The 18,806-nt window shown below is 53.5% G+C and carries 17 protein-coding genes; 9 read left to right on the top strand and 8 right to left on the bottom strand.

Annotated features, from left to right (window positions below; genetic code table 11):
• The first annotated feature begins 19 nt into the window (after positions 1–19).
• The 5 genes from OGX89_RS14275 to OGX89_RS14255 all read left to right on the top strand — a co-directional run bounded on the left by OGX89_RS14275 (position 20) and on the right by OGX89_RS14255 (position 3,989).
• Positions 20–340 carry a PTS fructose transporter subunit IIB gene (locus tag OGX89_RS14275; RefSeq protein WP_003827230.1) on the top strand — a complete coding sequence of 107 codons (321 nt, stop codon included), beginning with the start codon at positions 20–22 and terminating at the stop codon, positions 338–340.
• Positions 341–366: 26 nt separating this feature from the next.
• On the top strand, positions 367–1,458 hold the full coding sequence (locus OGX89_RS14270; protein WP_003827232.1) for a PTS fructose transporter subunit IIC: 1,092 nt from the start codon (positions 367–369) through the stop codon (positions 1,456–1,458).
• An 11-nt stretch (positions 1,459–1,469) separates the two neighbouring features.
• Positions 1,470–2,321, top strand: coding sequence for a class II fructose-bisphosphate aldolase (locus tag OGX89_RS14265; RefSeq protein WP_126956514.1), 852 nt, complete (start codon positions 1,470–1,472; stop codon positions 2,319–2,321).
• Between the two features lie 80 nt (positions 2,322–2,401).
• On the top strand, positions 2,402–3,262 hold the full coding sequence (locus OGX89_RS14260; RefSeq protein ID WP_003827236.1) for a ketose-bisphosphate aldolase: 861 nt from the start codon (positions 2,402–2,404) through the stop codon (positions 3,260–3,262).
• Positions 3,263–3,311: 49 nt separating this feature from the next.
• Complete coding sequence (locus tag OGX89_RS14255; RefSeq protein ID WP_003827238.1) at positions 3,312–3,989, top strand: D-lyxose/D-mannose family sugar isomerase; 678 nt, start codon at positions 3,312–3,314, stop codon at positions 3,987–3,989.
• A 42-nt stretch (positions 3,990–4,031) separates the two neighbouring features.
• Here OGX89_RS14255 and OGX89_RS14250 read toward each other — a convergent pair whose 3' ends face one another.
• Together OGX89_RS14250 and xanP are read right to left on the bottom strand one after the other, a co-directional pair.
• Positions 4,032–5,741 carry an AsmA family protein gene (locus OGX89_RS14250; RefSeq protein ID WP_126956512.1) on the bottom strand — a complete coding sequence of 570 codons (1,710 nt, stop codon included), beginning with the start codon at positions 5,739–5,741 and terminating at the stop codon, positions 4,032–4,034.
• Between the two features lie 121 nt (positions 5,742–5,862).
• The gene (gene xanP, locus OGX89_RS14245) at positions 5,863–7,254 is read right to left on the bottom strand and encodes a xanthine/proton symporter XanP (RefSeq protein WP_003024026.1); all 1,392 of its coding nucleotides are present in this window, start codon (positions 7,252–7,254) and stop codon (positions 5,863–5,865) included.
• Between the two features lie 225 nt (positions 7,255–7,479).
• Here xanP and gltS point away from each other — a divergent pair, with 225 nt between their 5' ends.
• Positions 7,480–8,685, top strand: coding sequence for a sodium/glutamate symporter (gene gltS / locus OGX89_RS14240; RefSeq protein WP_003024029.1), 1,206 nt, complete (start codon positions 7,480–7,482; stop codon positions 8,683–8,685).
• 42 nt (positions 8,686–8,727) lie between these two features.
• Here gltS and recG read toward each other — a convergent pair whose 3' ends face one another.
• From recG to gmk, 5 genes are read right to left on the bottom strand one after another with little or no spacing between them, the layout of a single operon-like run.
• Positions 8,728–10,809, bottom strand: a complete 2,082-nt coding sequence (recG, locus tag OGX89_RS14235) for an ATP-dependent DNA helicase RecG (protein ID WP_003827244.1) — start codon at positions 10,807–10,809, stop codon at positions 8,728–8,730.
• Positions 10,810–10,814: 5 nt separating this feature from the next.
• Positions 10,815–11,504 (bottom strand): tRNA (guanosine(18)-2'-O)-methyltransferase TrmH, encoded by a 690-nt coding sequence (gene trmH, locus OGX89_RS14230; protein WP_003827247.1) that lies wholly within the window; start codon positions 11,502–11,504, stop codon positions 10,815–10,817.
• A gap of 4 nt (positions 11,505–11,508) precedes the next feature.
• Positions 11,509–13,623 (bottom strand): bifunctional GTP diphosphokinase/guanosine-3',5'-bis pyrophosphate 3'-pyrophosphohydrolase, encoded by a 2,115-nt coding sequence (gene spoT / locus OGX89_RS14225; protein WP_003024038.1) that lies wholly within the window; start codon positions 13,621–13,623, stop codon positions 11,509–11,511.
• An 18-nt stretch (positions 13,624–13,641) separates the two neighbouring features.
• A complete protein-coding gene (gene rpoZ / locus OGX89_RS14220) occupies positions 13,642–13,917 on the bottom strand; it encodes a DNA-directed RNA polymerase subunit omega (RefSeq protein WP_000135058.1) in 276 nt (91 codons plus the stop codon).
• A 54-nt stretch (positions 13,918–13,971) separates the two neighbouring features.
• Entirely contained in the window at positions 13,972–14,595 is a 624-nt protein-coding gene (gene gmk / locus OGX89_RS14215; protein WP_003024042.1) for a guanylate kinase, read from the bottom strand.
• 261 nt (positions 14,596–14,856) lie between these two features.
• On the opposite strand from gmk, the gene ligB reads away from it, so the two are divergent.
• Positions 14,857–16,536 (top strand): NAD-dependent DNA ligase LigB, encoded by a 1,680-nt coding sequence (gene ligB, locus OGX89_RS14210; protein WP_126956510.1) that lies wholly within the window; start codon positions 14,857–14,859, stop codon positions 16,534–16,536.
• On the opposite strand, the gene OGX89_RS14205 is transcribed toward ligB, so the two are convergent.
• Positions 16,533–17,150 carry a trimeric intracellular cation channel family protein gene (locus tag OGX89_RS14205; RefSeq protein WP_003024049.1) on the bottom strand — a complete coding sequence of 206 codons (618 nt, stop codon included), beginning with the start codon at positions 17,148–17,150 and terminating at the stop codon, positions 16,533–16,535. The genes ligB and OGX89_RS14205 overlap by 4 nt on opposite strands.
• A 444-nt stretch (positions 17,151–17,594) precedes the next feature.
• Between OGX89_RS14205 and OGX89_RS14200 the strand changes: the two genes are divergently transcribed.
• Together OGX89_RS14200 and OGX89_RS14195 are read left to right on the top strand one after the other, a co-directional pair.
• The gene (locus OGX89_RS14200) at positions 17,595–18,266 is read left to right on the top strand and encodes a hypothetical protein (protein WP_126956508.1); all 672 of its coding nucleotides are present in this window, start codon (positions 17,595–17,597) and stop codon (positions 18,264–18,266) included.
• A 13-nt stretch (positions 18,267–18,279) separates the two neighbouring features.
• On the top strand, positions 18,280–18,720 hold the full coding sequence (locus OGX89_RS14195; RefSeq protein WP_126956506.1) for a hypothetical protein: 441 nt from the start codon (positions 18,280–18,282) through the stop codon (positions 18,718–18,720).
• The last annotated feature ends 86 nt before the right edge of the window (positions 18,721–18,806 follow it).

The raw sequence follows: 18,806 nt of genomic DNA, 5'->3' as shown, positions 1-18,806 counted from the left end.
ATAAAATGTGGAGCATGTTATGAATATTGTTTGTGTTGCCGCCTGTACGGCGGGTATTGCGCACACCTATATTGCCCGTGAGAAGTTAATTAAAGGTGCCAAAGCGCTTGGTCATAATATAAAAGTTGAAACCCAGGGCACCATTGGCACAGAAAACGAACTGCTGACAGAAGATATTTCTGCGGCTGATGTCGTGATTCTTGCTGTCGATGTAAAAATAAAAGGGGAGGAGCGATTTTCAAACAAACGCATTGTGCGAGTAAAAACTGAAATCGTCATAAAGTCGCCCATTCAGTTTCTTGAAAAGGTCGAAAAATCATTAGTTAATAATAACCAGTAGCGATCCTCATTCTGGAGGGATTTCACATGAGTGAAAATAAAATTCCGCTATCTCAGGAAATAAAAAAACATTTATTAACGGGAATTTCGTGGATGATCCCGTTAATTGTCGCCGCCGGGATCTGTATTGCTCTCGGGCAAATACTTGGCGGCACTAACGTCGGTGAAAAAACAGGAACCATTCCCTGGATGCTCAACCAGATTGGCGGCTGGGGGATGGGGTTAATCGTACCGCTGATTAGCGCGGCGATTGCGTACTCCATTGCTGACCGTCCGGGATTCGCGCCGGGTCTGATTGTCGGCTTCGTCTGCGGAGAAATTCATACCGGTTTTATCGGCGGGATGCTGGGCGGATTTCTGGTCGGTTATACCGTCCTACTGCTCAAGCGCTATATCCGTTTGCCGCAGTCGATGCAGGGGTTGATGCCCATCATGGTGCTGCCGGTACTGAGTACCGTTATCGGCGGCCTGTTGATGATGACGCTGATTGGCAAGCCGATTGCCTGGCTGCAGGACGCGTTGATTCATCTGCTGGAGTCTATGCAGGGCGGATCCCGCTTTCTGATGGGCGCTATCCTCGGTGCGATGGCGACATTCGACTTCGGCGGGCCGGTGAATAAAACCATGTCGCTGTTTGCTGACGGCATGCTGGTCAGCGGCGTGTACGGTCCGGAAGCGGTGAAGTTTGTCGGTTCGATGATCCCTCCATTTGGCATTACGCTCTCTTTCCTGTTGACGCGTCACAAGTACACCCGTGCGGAACGTGAGGCGCTGAAGGCCGCATTCCCAATGGGGATCTGCATGATTACCGAAGGGGTCATTCCGATTGCGGCACGCGACCTGCTGCGCGTGGTGGGCTCCTGCGTGGTGGCATCGGCGATTGCGGGTGGCCTGATTATGGTGTGGGGTGTCGAAAGCCCGGTACCGCACGGCGGCATGTTTGTGGTTCCGCTCTTTACGCATCCGCTGCTGTTTTGCCTGGCGCTGGGGATCGGTACGGTGATTTGCGGCGTCATGCTGTCGCTGTGGAAGAAACCGGTAACCGAGCGTGATGAAGAGTTTGACGAACTCAGCGATCAAAAGCTGAAAGACGAAGAAATCACCTTCACCCTGGAATAACCGGAGGCCGTATGTTTGCCGATATGAAAAGCATGGTGACCAAAGCCTGGCGCAAGCAGTACGCGCTGTTGGCCATCAACTGTATGAACCTGGAAAGCGCCCGCGCAGCGGTGCGAGTGGCGGAGAAACACCGTGCGCCCATCATTCTGAATTTGTATCAGGGGCATCTGGAGCATTTTCCGGCCCCGATAGCGGCAGCGGTGGTCAAAACGCTGGCAGAGGAAGCCTCGGTACCGGTCGCGCTGGCGCTGGATCATGGAAAGGATCCTGTACGCATTCGCCAGGCTTTTCGCGCCGGATTCAGCGGCTTAATGATCGACGCCTCCGCCTTTGCGCTGGAGGAGAACATTCGCCAGACCCGGGCGGTGGTTGAGCTTGCAGCCAGCGTTTCTCTGTGCGTGGAAGGCGAGCTGGGTCATTTGGCCGATGCTCCGTGCTATGACCACGCCGCTAACGCTGATTTGATGACCCAGGCCGCCGACGTGGAACCCTTCATCCAACAGACCGGGATCGATTTGCTGGCGGTGTCGGTGGGTACAGCACACGGCATGTACGCGCCGGGTATCACACCTGCTATTGATTTCCTGCGGCTGGAGGAAATAGCCCGGTTATCAACGGTGCCGCTGGCGCTGCATGGCGGCAGCGGAACGCCGTTTGACCAGCTACAGCGCTGCCCGACGTTTGGTGTCGCCAAGATAAACGTTGGTGCGGCGGTTTTCGAAGCCGGAAAGGCTGCGCTACTGCATACCCTGTGTCGCGACACATCCGGTGAACTCGTTGATGCCCTGGCCCTGATGGAACAGGCCTGCGAGGAAGCCATTATTCCGTACCTGCAGGCCAGCGGCGCTATCGGCAAAGCCTGATTCATTTTCTGTAACGCCTTCTATGCCTCTGCGATGACGCACTGGCAGGGCTTTCTACACCCTGAAACTGGAGAATTAACATGTTAGTTTCGATGAAAGAATTACTGCAACCTACCCGTCAGCACGGTTTTGCCATCGGCGCATTCAACGTGGCGGACAGCTGCTTTGTACGCGCAGTAGTGGAAGAAGCGGAAGCGACCAACACCCCGGCGATTATCTCCATTCACCCCAGCGAACATGATTTTGTCGGCGATGCGTTTTTTAGCTACGTCCGTGATATCACCATGCGTAGCCCGGTTCCCTTTACTCTGCATCTGGACCACGGCGCTTCGGTTGAGCATGTCTTGCGGGCGATTCAGTGTGGGTTTACCTCGGTGATGATTGATGGCTCGCTGCTGCCATATGAAGAGAACGTGGCGCTGACCCGCGAAGTGGTCAAACTGGCGCATGCGGTAGGTGTTTCGGTGGAAGGGGAGTTGGGAACGATTGGCCAGACCGGGACGTCAGTGGAAGGCGGCGTGTCGAAGGTTACTTATACCGATCCTGCTCAGGCAGAGGATTTTATCGCCCGAACCGGTGCAGACACGCTGGCGGTGGCGATTGGAACCGCGCACGGGATCTACCCGAAAGGGATGCAGCCAGAGCTGCAAATGAACATCCTGCGCGATATCGCCGGACGTGTGGATATTCCGCTGGTGCTGCACGGCGGTTCCGCGAACCCGGATGCGGAAATTGCCGAATCCGTGACGTTGGGCGTTGGCAAAATCAACATTTCCAGCGATATGAAATACGCTTACTTCCAGAAAGTCCGCGAAATTCTGGCGAAAGAAACCTGGTGGGACCCGAACGTAATCTATCCGGAAGCCATTAGCGCCGCGCGGGACGTTATCCGCCACAAAATGAAACTGTTCGGTTCAACCGGCAAAGCATCACTTTACTAACGGCATGCAGGCGGGGCGACCCGCCTCTTTCGCAACAAGGAAAAGTGGAATGAAGCGTTCACACATTAATTATGCCGTCGATAAAGCGCATGCCATCGCTGAGACTTTTCGGGTCTGTCTGCCTGATTTTGCGTATTTTACGGTCGATGCCTGGCGGCAACAGGATCAAACTCTGTGGCGTGAAGTGCGCGATCTCCAGTTGGGCTGGGATATTACCGACTTCGGGCACGGAGATTTTGCGCAAACGGGGCTGACGTTACTAACGTTGCGCAATGGTTTGATGGGGTCAGCGGACTACCCCAAACCGTACGCCGAAAAGATGTTGCAAATTCAGCAGGATCAGCAAACGCCATGGCATTTTCATCGCCATAAAATGGAAGATATCGTTAATCGCGGCGGCGGTGATTTGTGTATGCAACTGGCGTGGGCCACGCCTGATGATGAGTATGACGCCCGACGCGTTGTTGAGGTTAGCGTGGATGGTCAGCGGCGTACAGTTAACGCTGGCGAGACGCTGGTATTGAAACCGGGACAAGGAGTGTGCCTGCCACCGCGCTTGTATCATCGCTTTTGGGCGGAGAAGGCGTTTGTGCTGGGCTGGGAAATCTCGATGGTCAATGACGACCAGCATGACAACCACTTTTTGGAACCTGGCGGTCGCTTCCCGTTGATTGAAGAAGACGAGCCGGTGAAATGGCTGTTGTGCAGTGAATATATTCGCTTATGAGCGTGAGTAGGCCCGGTAAGCGAAGCGCCACCGGGCAATAAATCATTGTGCAGGTGGTGGTGCAGTGACTTCACTCCCCGAAACCACGCCCGCCTGCATGGTTTGCGTTACCTGCTGTTTCTCCACGTTCACCGCATGCAGCTGACCGTTGACCGTTGGCTTGAGCGGCACATCGGCCTGAATATTGCCGCTGGCGGTAAGCTGGATGTTGCCATCGCCGGAAAGCGGCAGTGCGGGCCAGCCCCACTGCTGCAGGATCGTCATTGGCACGCCGCGCCCGTTCAGGCTGACCTGCGTCTGGCGCTGAGGTAGCTGCGAAATGCTGGCAGTGGCCTCCAGCAGTCCTTTTTCCGTATAGGCGCTCAGTTCGCTGATATTGATGGTGCTGCTGTTTGCCGTCAGCGCCAGCGAAGGGCGACGCACGTCGGTACGGTTAAAGGTAGCGGCAGCGGCGTTGAGGGTGGCGCTACCGCTCCAGATCCCCCACTGATTGTTCTGTACCAGCCCGAGGTTAGCACCGTAGCCGTCCAGCGCGGTGAGCTGCCACGGGAAATTGGGGTCGATATCTATCACCAGATTACGGCTGGCACTAAATTTCTTCAGCGTCAGGCTGTTTAACCACGCTGGCAGGGGGTTCATCCACAGCTGCTTCCAGTTTTCCGGCAGCGTGTATTCCAGACCAGCAATAGCGGCATCGTCAAGGACCAGTGCTTTGTTGCTGCGCATCCAGTTTCCGGATGTTCTGACCATACCGCCTTCCCAGCGGGTGGTGAACTGGCGCAGCGCAATGCCCTGAGGTGAGAACTCGGCGTTCAGAATCGGATCGAAGAAGTGCAGAGAGCCGTAAATAAACTCGCTGGCGTTCATCGACAATTTTCCTTCCTGAGTTTGCCAGTCGTCCTTGCTGAAGGTCATGTTGCGCAAGCTCAGATCGAGATCCGTCACCGCCCAGTCGGGGCCTTGCAGACGGGCATCCGTCACTTCCAGACGACCAATTTGCAGGGAAGGAATAGTGCTTAACGGGGCAAAGAAGTCGGCCAGCGATTTGTCGCTTTGCAGCCGGATATCGTTCAGGCGCAGATTCTCCACAACCCAGCTCCCGTCTGCATTGCGTTGCGCTACGCCGGTTAATGCCCCACGCGCCACGTCAGCGCCAATATTGCTTAGCGTCACCCGGTCATGGTTGATGCTGCCTTCAATCAAGACGTTGGTAGTTGGAACATCGTTGAGCGTCAACGAACTGGCGCTGAGCTGAATTTGCGCTTTGCTCCCGAGAATTTTACCTGCCTCGGGGCTCCAGGGAATGACGCCGCCGTTAACGCGCTGGGCGCTGAGGTTCCACTCGCTGCCGGGGCTGTTAAGCGCCATATCCTGCAATTGCAGGCGATCGGCCTGGAACGGCAACGGCGCTGTTTGCTGGGAAAGATTCAGCGTGCCGTTTTGCAACAAAATGGTGTCTACGTGCAGCGGGTCGGTGATTTGGCGGCTACTCAGCCCAATATCGACCGTTTTAGCGACCAGCGTTGCGGGCTGACCATCCCGGCCAAAGGTGACGTTTTCCAGCAGAATATGGGAAGGGGAAGAAAACCGGTGATCGATGGCATCAAACGCCAGATGGTAGCTGCTGTTCTCCGAAACCCAGGCGCTGACGTGCTCTGCCCCCCAGCGGGTTTGCAGTAGAAAATAAAGGCCGAGAATCGCCACTGCAAGGGCGATCAGCACGTAAAGAAGCAGCTTTCCAATAAATTTCATGGTCTTCCATCCCGCGAAGTGCACATAGTCAAGTTATGCACGATTTAGGCGCAATGCTCAAGGCGGGAATGGTGAAAGAGCGTTACAGCGGCGTTGATTCAGAACCAACGCCGCATTTTGCTTATTGCTTTTCTGGCGGGAATACCAGATTCAGAACGATTGCGGTAATACCGCCAGCGGCGATACCGGAAGAGAGCAGGTTTTTCACCCAATCCGGGGCGAACTGGAGAATCAGCGGCTGCTGGGAAACACCCAGACCAACTGCCAGCGACAGCGCGATAATCAGAATCGCGCGGCGGTTCAGCGGCTCGCGGGACACAATACGCACACCGGATGCTGCAATAGTACCGAACATTACCAGCGTTGCGCCGCCCAGTACCGGCTCAGGAATATGCTGTACAAAACCGCTGACTGCCGGGAACAGGCCCAGCGCGATCAGCATCAGCGCCACCACAAAACCAACGTAGCGGCTGGCGACGCCCGTTAACTGAATAACCCCGTTGTTCTGGCCAAAACAGGAGTTCGGGAAGGTGTTGAACACGGCGGAAACAAACGAGTTCAGACCGTTCGCCAGCACGCCGCCTTTCAGGCGCTTCATATACAGCGGACCAGAAACCGGCTGCTCGGAGACATCAGAGGTGGCCGTAATATCGCCGATGGTTTCCAGTGAAGTGATCATAAAGACCAGCATCAGCGGCAGCAGTAAACTCCAGTCGATGCCCAGGCCATAATACAGCGGCGTTGGCACCATCAGCAGGTCCTGACTTACCGGTGCGGTATTTTGCGGCAGCATGTCCATAAACCAGGCCAGCAGATAGCCTGCCGCCATCGCAATCACCAATGACGCAACGCGCAGGTAAGGGTTGCGTTGACGGTTAAGCAGGATGATTAGCGCCAGCACCACGCCTGCCAACAGTAAATTCTTCGGCGCACCAAAGGTGTTGTCGCTCATTGCGGCATAGCCACCGCCAATCGATGTCAGACCCACCTGAATCAACGACAGGCCGATAATCATCACTACCACCCCTGAGACCAGCGGAGTAATAATACGACGCGCCAGGTGCAGGACACGCGAGATAACCATCTCGGTGCAGCTTGCCAGCATCAGTGTACCGAACAGCGCCGCCATCATGGTTGGGACATCTGCGCCACCGGTTTTTAGCGCCGTACCGCCCATAATCAGTGGCGCAACAAAGTTAAAGCTGGTGCCCTGAATGGATAGCAGCCCTGAGCCTACTGGTCCCCAGGCTTTGATCTGAATGATAGAAGCTACGCCGGAGGCGAACAGCGACATACTGATAATGTGTTGAGTATCCTGAGCCGGTAAACCAAGCGCCTGGCAAATTAACAGAGCAGGGGTGATCACCGCGACGAACATGGCCAGCAGATGCTGACAGGCGGCAAACAGGGTCTGGGCTAACGGGGGGCGATCTTCAAGACGGTAAATCAGTTCACTGTTGTGAGTCTGCGCAACCGGTTGCGCATTTGTTGACTCTACGGCGTTAACGGACATCAGAGGCAATCCCATGGTGGAAAAGCGGTGATTTTATCTGACCAGGGCAGAAAAGCAAACGTTTGCCAGCAGGTATTCTTAATATTTAAAACGGATAAACAAACATTTTTATATAACTTTTCATCATTTTCTGCTTAAAATCCACTCCGAAAACTCAATAAGAGCTAAAAATCGGTCTGGAATGCATCGTGCGTGATTGTGCTAAACGCACTAATGGAGCTGTAAATGTTTTATCTCGATACGTTATCAACGCTGGTTGCGGCAACCCTTGTGTTGCTGCTGGGACGTAAGCTCGTCCAGTCTGTTTCCTTCCTGAAAAAATACACCATTCCCGAACCCGTTGCAGGTGGATTGCTGGTGGCGATTGCGCTGCTGGTGCTGAAAAAAAGCATGGGTTGGGAAGTGAACTTCGATATGACCCTGCGCGATCCGCTGATGCTGGCCTTTTTCGCCACTATCGGCCTGAACGCCAATATCGCCAGTCTGCGTGCTGGTGGCCGCGTGGTGGGTATCTTTCTGATTGTGGTTGTTGGCTTGTTGCTGATGCAAAACGCCATCGGTATTGGTATGGCGACCCTACTGGGTCTGGACCCGCTGATGGGTCTGATCGCTGGCTCGATCACCCTCTCTGGTGGACACGGAACCGGGGCTGCGTGGAGCAAGCTGTTTATTGAACGTTATGGCTTCACCAATGCGACTGAAGTGGCGATGGCTTGCGCAACGTTTGGTCTGGTGTTGGGCGGACTGATTGGCGGCCCGGTGGCACGCTATCTGGTCAAACACTCCACCACGCCAGACGGTATGCCGGACGATCAGGCCGTGCCGACCGCATTTGAAAAGCCGGACGTTGGGCGCATGATCACCTCGCTGGTGCTGATTGAAACCATTGCTCTGATCGCTATCTGTCTGACGGTGGGTAAAATCGTTGCGCAAATGCTGGTTGGAACAGTGCTGGAATTGCCGACTTTCGTCTGCGTGTTGTTTGTTGGGGTGATCCTCAGTAACGGTCTGGCGCTACTGGGTTTTTATCGGGTGTTCGAACGTGCAGTTTCGGTGCTGGGTAACGTAAGTCTGTCGCTGTTCCTGGCGATGGCGTTGATGAGCCTGAAGTTGTGGGAACTGGCTTCACTGGCCTTGCCGATGCTGGCAATCCTGGTTGTGCAGACTATTTTCATGGCGCTGTACGCGATATTCGTCACCTGGCGCATGATGGGTAAGAACTACGATGCCGCCGTGCTGGCAGCCGGACACTGTGGTTTTGGCCTCGGCGCGACGCCGACGGCGATTGCCAACATGCAGGCGATTACCGAACGTTTTGGACCATCCCATATGGCGTTTCTGGTGGTGCCGATGGTGGGGGCGTTCTTTATCGATATCGTCAACGCGCTGGTGATTAAGCTGTATCTGCTGTTACCGATTTTCGCGCAATAACGGCTGTGCGGCGGGGTAACATCCGCCGCAGCTATGAATTAACTACGCGTTGGAGTAGCGTTCGGTTTCCGGCATCCAGCGCTCTATCAGTGCCAAGGCCTGTTGCGGATAACGTTCGTGAATATGGCGGGCAATGCGCTGAACTTCCGGGATAATCGCCTGATCGCGCAGTAAATCTGCGACCTTGAATTCTGCCGTTCCGGTCTGGCGAGTACCTAACAGCTCGCCGGGGCCGCGAATCTCTAAATCTTTTTGCGCAATCACGAATCCATCGTTGCTGTCTCGCAGAACCTGCAGGCGTTTCTGCGCGGTTTTAGACAGCGGTGATTTGTAGAGCAGGACACAGTGGGAGGCCACCGCGCCACGGCCTACGCGACCACGCAACTGGTGCAACTGGGCCAGACCTAAGCGTTCCGGGTTTTCAATAATCATCAAGCTGGCATTGGGTACGTCCACGCCCACTTCAATCACCGTGGTGGCAACCAGCAGATGCAGTTCACCCTGCTTAAAGGCCGCCATTACTGACTGCTTCTCAGCGGGCTTCATGCGCCCGTGTACCAGGCCAATATTGAGTTCTGGCAGCGCAAGTTTAAGCTCTTCCCACGTCGCTTCTGCCGCCTGAGCTTCCAACAAGTCAGACTCTTCAATCAGCGTACAGACCCAGTATGCTTGACGTCCTTCGTGGGTACAGGCGTTGCGCACGCGATCAATAATATCGCTGCGGCGGGTATCCGGAATGGCGACTGTGGTGACCGGCGTACGCCCCGGAGGGAGTTCATCGATAACCGATGTGTCGAGGTCAGCATAGGCTGTCATCGCCAGGGTGCGCGGAATCGGCGTGGCGGTCATGATTAGCTGGTGTGGATGGAAACCCTGCTGCTGACCTTTCTCCCACAGTGCCAGACGCTGATGTACGCCGAAGCGGTGCTGTTCGTCGATGATAACCAGCGCCAACCCGTTGAACTGCACCTGTTCCTGGAAAATCGCGTGCGTGCCGACAATCATCTGCACCTGACCGCTGGCGATAGCTTCCTGTTGCGCCAGACGCGCTTTACCTTTCTGCTTGCCCGCCAGCCAGCCCACTTCAACGCCCAGTGGCGCGAACCAGTTGCGGAAGTTATTTGCATGCTGTTCAGCCAATAATTCGGTAGGAGCCATTAGCGCAACCTGTTTACCATGTGCGATAGCCCGCAGCGCAGCCAGCGCGGCAACCAGCGTTTTACCGGAGCCGACATCACCCTGCACCAGGCGCATCATCGGCACATCCAGAGCCATATCGCGTTCAATCTCAGCGGTAACGCGGGCCTGCGCGCCAGTAGGTTTGAACGGCAATGCTGCCAGCAGCTTATCTTTTAGCGCGTTGTTAGCACTTAACGGCTGGGCGTGAAAACGCTGTGCCCCGGCGCGTAGCGCCAGCATGCTGAGGTTATGCGCCAGCAGTTCTTCGAGAATCAGACGTCGCTGCGCCGGATGTTGTCCGGTTTCCAGATCGCTGAGTTGCAGCGACGGTGGGGGGCGGTGCAATGTGCGCAGTGCTTCGGGTAGGCTCATCATGCCCTGTAACAGCTCTGGCGGCAGCAGTTCGGCAATGGCGCAGGTATCGAGCAGATCCAGTGCCTGATCGGTCAGCTTGCGCAGCGTGGCCTGCTTCACACCTTCGGTGGTTGGATACACTGGTGTGAGTGTTTCCTGCAATTCTGGCGTGCTGAGATCGCCTTGTACCCGGTATTCCGGGTGAATCATCTCTGCGCCGTATTTCCCGCGTTTGGCTTCGCCGTAGGCCAGAACCCTACGCCCGGTAGCAAGGCTGTTTTTCATCGCTGCACTGAAGTTGAAAAAGCGCATGGTGAGAATCCCCGAGCCATCGCTGATTTGACAGGTCATCATCCGGCGGCCGCCGAAGGTGATATTGCAGTTCAGCACTTCGCCTTCAACGGTGGCATAGACACCCGGCAGCAGTTCGCCAATTGGGTACAGATGGGTACGGTCTTCGTAACGCAGAGGAAGGTGGAGCAGGAGGTCCTGCACGGTGTGCAGGCCAATTTTCGCCAGTTTACTGCTTTGCGCTGCGCCAACGCCGGTCAGAGAGTTGAGTGGGATGGCATCCAGTAAACGGCCTTTCATCGCGTTTATCTCGCAGATTGCATAGTGGCCCACCACGTTGCATCGGCTTCAATTTCGCCCTGCGTGTTTACGTGAGGGTAGGGAAGACCTTTGCGCTTAGCGACATTCGCCAGCACCGGATAACCGCCTTCAAACAGTAAGCGCTGTTGCTCATCTTGTGGCAGCATGCTGTTTTCTCGGCGGTACATCCCTGCGTTTTGCCGCTGGCGCTGTGCTTCGTACAGAATCAGCGCAGAGGCGACAGAAACGTTCAGCGACTGCACCATGCCAGTCATGGGAATGATGATGTCCTGATCAGCCAGATCCAACGCTTCCTGAGTGATGCCGGTTTTCTCCTGGCCCATCAGGATGCAGGTGGGGCGCGTGTAATCAATCTCGCGAAAATCCACGGCTTTATCTGACAGATGGGTTGCCAGGACCTGCATGCCCCGGCTTTTTAAATGTGTGACCGCATCGCCAATAGTCGGGTGGGTCTTGACTTGCACCCAACTGTTACTGCCTGCGGCAGAAGAGAGCATAGTGCGCATGCGGCTACCCGGCCAGACGGCGTGGACTTCATGCACGCCGACTGCATCTGCAGTACGAATAATCGCAGAAACGTTATGAGGTTTGTGAACCTGCTCCATGCAGACGGTCAGATCGGGCTGACGACGTGCGAGCATCTCGCGGATACGTGCATAGCGCTGTTCATTCATAAGACTAGTTTCGGTTACGGGTGACTTTTATCACGTCCGGCATGACGCGGATTTTGCGCATGATATTCGCCAGGTGCACACGATCGCGAGCGGTCAGGCGAATAAAGGCGCTATAAACGCGGCCATCTTTCTCTTCCGTATTCAGACTTTGAATATTGGAGGTGGTCGTGTTGATTGCCGCCGTCAGGTTCGCCAGAGCACCCTGGTGGTTAAACATATCCACCTTAATCTCGGTGATGAATTCCTGCTCCGTCTCTTTATCCCATTCCACCGCCATAAACTTCTCTGGCTCTTTCTGGTAGCCACGAATATTACGGCAGGACTCATGGTGGATCACCAGACCTTTACCCGGACTGACGTGGGCAATGATTGGATCGCCTGGAATTGGACGACAGCATTTCGCGAAGGTGATCAGTACGCCGTCAGCGCCTTTGATCGGCAGATGACCATGGCCGGATTGTGCTGGTACGTTCGCTGTTGCTTCGCCCTGCTGGAGGTTTTTCGCTACCACCACGCTCATGGCGTTACCCAGACCGATTTCTGCGAGCAGATCGTCAAGCGTGGCGAGCTTCATGCGCTCAAGCTCACGCTGAATGCTCTCTGGCGGGATCTCAGCCAGTTTACGGCTACCGCCCAGGGCATGGTTGAGCAGTCGACGCCCCAGACTGACGGAATCATCGCGCTTGAGGTTTTTCAACAGTTGGCGAATCTTGGCGCGCGCTTTCGAACTGACGACGAAGTTTAGCCACGCGGCATTCGGACGTGCGCCCGGCGCGGTAATAATCTCAACTGTCTGACCGCTAAAGAGCGGTTGTGAAAGCGGGTAAGGCTGTCTGTCTACGCGTGCGCCGACGCAGGCGTGACCGATATCGGTATGCACAGCGTAGGCGAAGTCGACAGGTGTTGCACCGGCAGGCAGTTCGACAATGCGCCCTTCCGGTGTGAAAACATAAATCTCATCCGGGAAGAGATCAGATTTAACGCTTTCAATAAATTCAAACGAGCTACCGGCGCTCTGCTGCAGTTCCAGCAAGCTTTGCATCCAGCGCTGAGCGCGGATTTGCGCAGTGGTGCTGCTTTCGCCGCCGTGCTCTTTGTAAGCCCAGTGCGCTGCGACACCCATCTCTGCCATCTGGTCCATGTCTTCAGTACGAATCTGTACTTCAACCGGGACGCCATGAGGGCCGATCATTGAGGTGTGCAAAGACTGATATCCGTTCGCTTTCGGAATGGCGATATAGTCTTTCACGCGACCAGGGCGTGGTTTGTACAGGCTGTGCATCTGGCCGAGTACGCGATAGCAGGTATCGGAATCATGAACGATGACGCGAAATGCGTAGATATCCATGATGGAGTGAAAACGCTGCTCTTTGAGCACCATTTTGCAGTAAATAGAGTACAGGTGCTTCTCACGCCCGCTTACGCGACACGGAATACCAGCCTCCTGCAAACGCCCTTCGATTTCCGAGAGGATTTTTTGGATCATCTCTTTGCGGTTGCCGCGAGCGGCTTTAACCACTTCTTTAATCACGCGATAGCGGTTTGGGTACAGCGCTTCAAAACCCAGCTCTTCCAGCTCGGTTTTAATGTGATGAATACCTAAACGGTGTGCCAGCGGACTATAGATTTCGAGGGTTTCGCGGGCGATGCGGCGACGCTTGTCCGGGCGTAATGAGCCCAGCGTGCGCATGTTGTGGGTGCGGTCGGCAAGTTTGATGAGAATGACGCGGATATCCTGCACCATCGCCATAATCATCTTGCGAAAGTTTTCAGCTTGCGCCTCTTTCTTATCGCGAAACTTAAGCTTATCAAGCTTCGATACCCCTTCTACCAGCTCTGCAACGCTTTTACCAAAAAGCTGTTCCATGTCCTGATAGGTGGCTGGGGTATCTTCAATCACGTCATGCAGCAGCGCAGCCATCAGCGTTTCGTAGTCGAGTTTCATCTCGGCCAGAATGCAGGCTACCGCTACCGGGTGCGTGATATAGGGTTCACCGCTTGAACGTGTCTGGCCCTCGTGAGCGTCACGTGCAACGAGATACGCCTGCCGAAGACGCTTAATCTGGTCTTCCGGCAGGTAGTTTTGAATCAGTTGATTCAGGCTTTCAAACAGATACAAGGGCGACCCGCTTTGTGATTAACGACGACCTTCAGCAATAGCGGTAACGGCTTGTAATTCAGCGGCTTCCTGCTCTTGCTGTTCCTGGCGCTCACGCACGTCGAGGATCTGGTTGTTGATCAGACCTTCTTCGATTTCGCGCAGCGCGATAACGGTAGTTTTATCGTTTTCTTCCGGTACGAGCGGATCCTTTCCGCCTACCTGCATCTGACGAGCGCGACGCGCGGCGACCAGTACCAGGTCAAAACGGTTACCAATTTTCTCTACAGCGTCCTGAACAGTTACGCGTGCCATACTTAAAATGCTCCACAGGTGAAGAAATGACTGGGCATGATACTGAATGTGGGTTCAGTCTGCCAACAGTTTGCTGATTAAAGCGTCATGACGCTGCTTTTGGCGGCTCATGCGCAGACGTTCGGCGCGAATGATGGTTTTCAAATCGCCCAGGGCGGTGTCGAAATCATCATTCACAATAAGATAATCATATTCGGCGTAATGGCTCATTTCTGCAACAGCTTGCGCCATACGTTTCGCGATCACGTCTTCGCTATCCTGACCGCGGCCACGCAGGCGGCGGTCCAGCTCAATCTTAGACGGTGGCAAAATAAAAATACTGCGCGCATGCGGCATTTTTTCACGAATTTGCTGCGCACCTTGCCAGTCGATATCTAAAAAGACGTCTACGCCGGATGCTAATACTTGCTCAATGGTTTCACGCGAGGTGCCGTAGTAATTACCGAAAACCTCCGCGTGTTCCAGGAACGCGTCTCTACCAATCATGGTTCTGAATTCATCATGGTTCACAAAGAAATAGTGTTCACCGTGCACTTCCCCCGGGCGCGGTGCGCGCGTGGTGTGCGAAACAGAAACCTGGGTGTCATACAACGGTTGGGTCTTTAATAAAGCCTGAATCAGGCTGGATTTACCCGCGCCACTGGGGGCAGAAACAATATAAAGCGTGCCTTGAGCCATGAGTATCTTAATGTATGTGATTGTCGAAAGAGAGCCTACATACGGGCTTATTATACACGTAGCCGCTATGTGACGTAGCCCTTGTCACACTTTTTGCGCATGTTTATTGCGTTTTGCGTACCAGTTTCCTGTTTTATCGATGATTTGCAGCAATACATGTAAATGTCCGGAAAGCTGTTCGCAGGATGAATTTTTGCCGCTCTGTTTCTATTTCACTTCGCGCTATACCTGCCGGGAAACGTATCGTTCAGCGGAGATAGCATGGGATTATGGAAATGCATAGGGCTGGTTTTGCTAATGGGGTATCTACCCGCATGGGCGGTATGCCCCGTCTGGTCGCCTGCCAGGGCAAACGAGGAAATTTCACGACTACAGCAGCAGATTACACAGTGGAATGACAGTTACTGGAAACAAGGGGAAAGTGCCGTAGACGACGGCGTTTATGACCAGCTCAATGCGCAACTAATTCAATGGCAGCGCTGTTTTGGCGATGAAGCCCCATCAGATCTTTCTGCGCCCCCAATAAGTGGCACCGTCTCGCATCCTGTTCCCCATACGGGCGTTCGAAAACTTGCTGATAAGCAAGCGCTACAGCAATGGATGCACGCTCGCAGCAATCTCTGGGTGCAACCGAAGGTGGATGGCGTGGCGGTGACGTTAGTCTATCGCAATGGCAATCTGGTACGGGCGATTAGCCGTGGTAATGGCCTGCAAGGCGAAGACTGGACGCAAAAGGTTCTACAGATCCCTTCCGTACCACATTCCACCAGGGGGAAACTCGCTAACAGTACGTTGCAGGGTGAGATATTTTTGCAGCAAGAGGGGCATATTCAGAAGCAGAGCGGGGGAATGAATGCCCGCTCGAAGGTTGCTGGATTGATGATGCGCCAGGGCAATCCGGAAATGTTACGCTCGCTGGCAATTTTTATCTGGGCCTGGCCTGATGGTCCGGCGGTCATGTCTGAAAGACTGGAGCAGCTCACGGCTGCCGGGTTCAGTTACACGCAACGCTATACTCAGGCCGTGAAGAATGCGGATGACGTCGAAAAGTCGCGCATCAGGTGGTGGAGTTCAGCATTACCTTTTGTGACGGATGGTGTCGTGGTGCGAACGGCAAAAGAACCACGGGCACAGTATTGGCTACCCGGACAGGGTGACTGGCTGGCGGCGTGGAAACATCCTCCCGTGACGAGGGTATCTGAGGTAACGGGTATTCAGTTCTCCGTTGGTAAAAGCGGGAAAATTGCGGTGGTTGCATTGCTGACTCCCGTCATGCTGGATGATAAACGCGTACAGCGCGTCAATATTGGCTCCGTCCGACGCTGGAATGAATGGGATATCGCGCCTGGCGATCAGATTCTGGTGAGCCTGGCCGGACAAGGGATACCCCGTATAGACGAGGTGGTCTGGCGCAGCACTCAGCGTACTAAGCCAATACCCCCCGAGGGGCGCTTCAATTCATTAACCTGTTTTTATGCTACAGCGGAGTGCCAGGAACAGTTTGTTGCCAGACTGGTCTGGCTGGGTGGCAAAGAGGTGCTGGGGCTGGAGGGGATCGGCGAGGCGGGATGGCGAAAGCTCCATCAGGCGTATCGCTTTGAACATATCTTTTCCTGGCTAGGATTAACCCAGGCGCAGCTACAGTCCACCTTCGGCGTGAACAAAGGGAAGAAGCTGTGGCATCAGTTCAACCTGTCGCGCCATCTCCCGTTCACGCGCTGGGTGATTGCCATGGGAATACCGTTAACACAGGCAACGCTGAATGCCAGTCGGGATGGTTCGTGGCAGCAGTTACAGGCGCGCAGTGAACAAAGCTGGCGGCACTTGCCTTTCATGGGGGAGCGGCGGGCACGCCAGGTGATGCAGTGGCTGGAGAATAGAGAAATCACTGCGCTGAGCAACTGGTTAGCTGCTCAGCGGATCGCGGGCTTTATGCCTTAATGGCCTTCATGGCGATAGTAAAATACCGGTAGCCCTAACTTCAGGCGCAGCGCCAGCAGTCGGGCGGTAAAGCCGAAGAGCAGGGTAGAGATAACCACTACATCGTGACTGGAGACATAATGTTGCAGCACGATGTACAACACAGCAGCGGCGAATGAAACTCCGGCATACAGCTCTTTCTGGAACACTAACGGGATGCGTTTGCAGAACATGTCGCGTAATACGCCACCGAAGACGCCGGTGGTGACCGCAGCGACCACGGCGATAATCGGTCCATGGCCCATATCCAGTGCCACCTGAGCACCGATAATAGAAAAGACCACCAGGCCCAGCGCATCCAGTACGAGGAATATTTTGCGCAGATAGGGCATGACGGGAGCAATAATGGTGGTGAGTACCGCAGCGGTCGCCACGATAATGACGTATTCAGGGTGCTTTACCCAGCCAAGAGGATAGTGGCCGAGAAGAATATCGCGTACCGATCCGCCGCCAATGGCCGTCGCGGTGGCAATGATGATGACGCCAAATGTATCCATACGACGACGCCCAGCAGCAAGCGCACCGGTCATGGCTTCGGCAGTAATACCAATTAAATATAAAACGTGTAACAGCATGTATTCCCCCTGATTTGCTGGGGGCTAAGGTTAACGATTTGTGCGCCTTGTCACGATTGAGATTTTCTAAGGTGAAGTGATTTTAATAACTACAGCTAATGATGGTTTGGCGAAAATACCATATGATATGCGATATCACGATATTAATGATGTTGATAAATGATGAGAAAATATAATGCGTAGTGGGAGGTTATAAACATGCTCATCGGAAAAAACGCGTAGAGCCGCCGTTTACTGGCGAGCCACGTATGATATTTCATCAAACTATCCCCCTGACCATAGGACAAGTTGACACTCCAGAAGCCATTAGGGACGTCATCCTGAGTAAACTCTGATATGCAGCGGCTTCTATTCTGAAAAATGGTTCCCCTCAGCTATCGCCTCTATGCGTGTAGGCGCATTTACAGCAAAATTTTCAGCATTAAGTGAGTCGGAGTGATAGACATGAGCGTAAGAGAGGAAATTCAGGATGGCAGAGAGGCTGGAATTTTAAGAAGCGGGATAATCTACACCGAAGTTTTGGGGTGGGTAGATATGGGACACGCTCGAGGAGATGATGTCAGAAAGTTACTCTCGGATATGCATCAAGGCGAGCATTCAGGAAAGGATTATTACGATGTAAAATACACTCAAAGCATGGGAAGAGGAGGCCTCACAATTGGGAAGTTTATCAGATGGAGAATTAGAAAAGGGCGCAGCTTATTTGAGCGATATAGTATAGCGCTTTCCATGATGATGGCGCTTGCTCATCGTTTTGAAGGTTTACAGTCAAATTTCCCCTTTTATCTTTACACCGACAGCGGTTTCAGTGGTGAGGATTTAGTATCCGATTTGCTGGGATTCTACCGCGTCTTCTCATATAGTAACCCATTCCCGCTATTGCAGCCCGTCAGCAAAGAGGAAGCCCTCAGACGTTGGGATTATTATGGTCCAATAGGCTCTTTTAAAAACACCTCATTCCAACCGATTTTATTTCCCGATCCGATGAAATCAGCTTTAGCTCTTCCTGTAAAAGGTGTTTTACCCTCATTCATGAGAACAGTGATACCTTACAGCGACTTCAGTTCTGGTAACGTTAAAATAGTTTCCAGAGATGGAACGGTCGTTAACTGGTAAAAAAGGGAAACATATGAAACAGGCAGTCATAATAGTGCTGATGGTAATAGCTATATGCAGCTCTTATTTCTGGCCTAATATTAAAATGAGACTTGCAGGTAACGCACAATATACAGAGTTTGATAAAGCCAAATATGATTATTACACTCCCAAAGTTTTAAAAAAAATGCCGAGAATATCCCAAGTGTATGACTTTAATTATACGAACATTTCTGGCCCTAAGGCTGATGTATGGAGTGTGACGTTCTATAATACCAGGGATACGTGGAAAATTAGTGAATATCTCTCAATAGCGGGCTATGAAAAACAGGAAAAATGCGATATAGAGGCAGAATGCTGGCGCCTCAGGGGATCTGATGAAGTACTGACAGTTGTGAATATGAACAGCAGCAACGCTGTTCGGGTTGATATTCTGAAGAGTCTTTATAACGACAAATATATGCCAGATAAATAATTACTCCAATTTTATATCAATCAGCACTTATTGGCGGTAGGGATAGCCCGCATTTAGCAGGCTATCCTGTGCTTTACGATAGTATA

It is taken from the genome of Citrobacter sp. Cpo103, assembly GCF_030332605.1.
GTDB classification, from domain to species: Bacteria; Pseudomonadota; Gammaproteobacteria; order Enterobacterales; family Enterobacteriaceae; genus Citrobacter; species Citrobacter portucalensis.
Note: the sequence above shows the minus strand (reverse complement) of the source record. Positions and strands in the feature narration are given on the sequence as shown.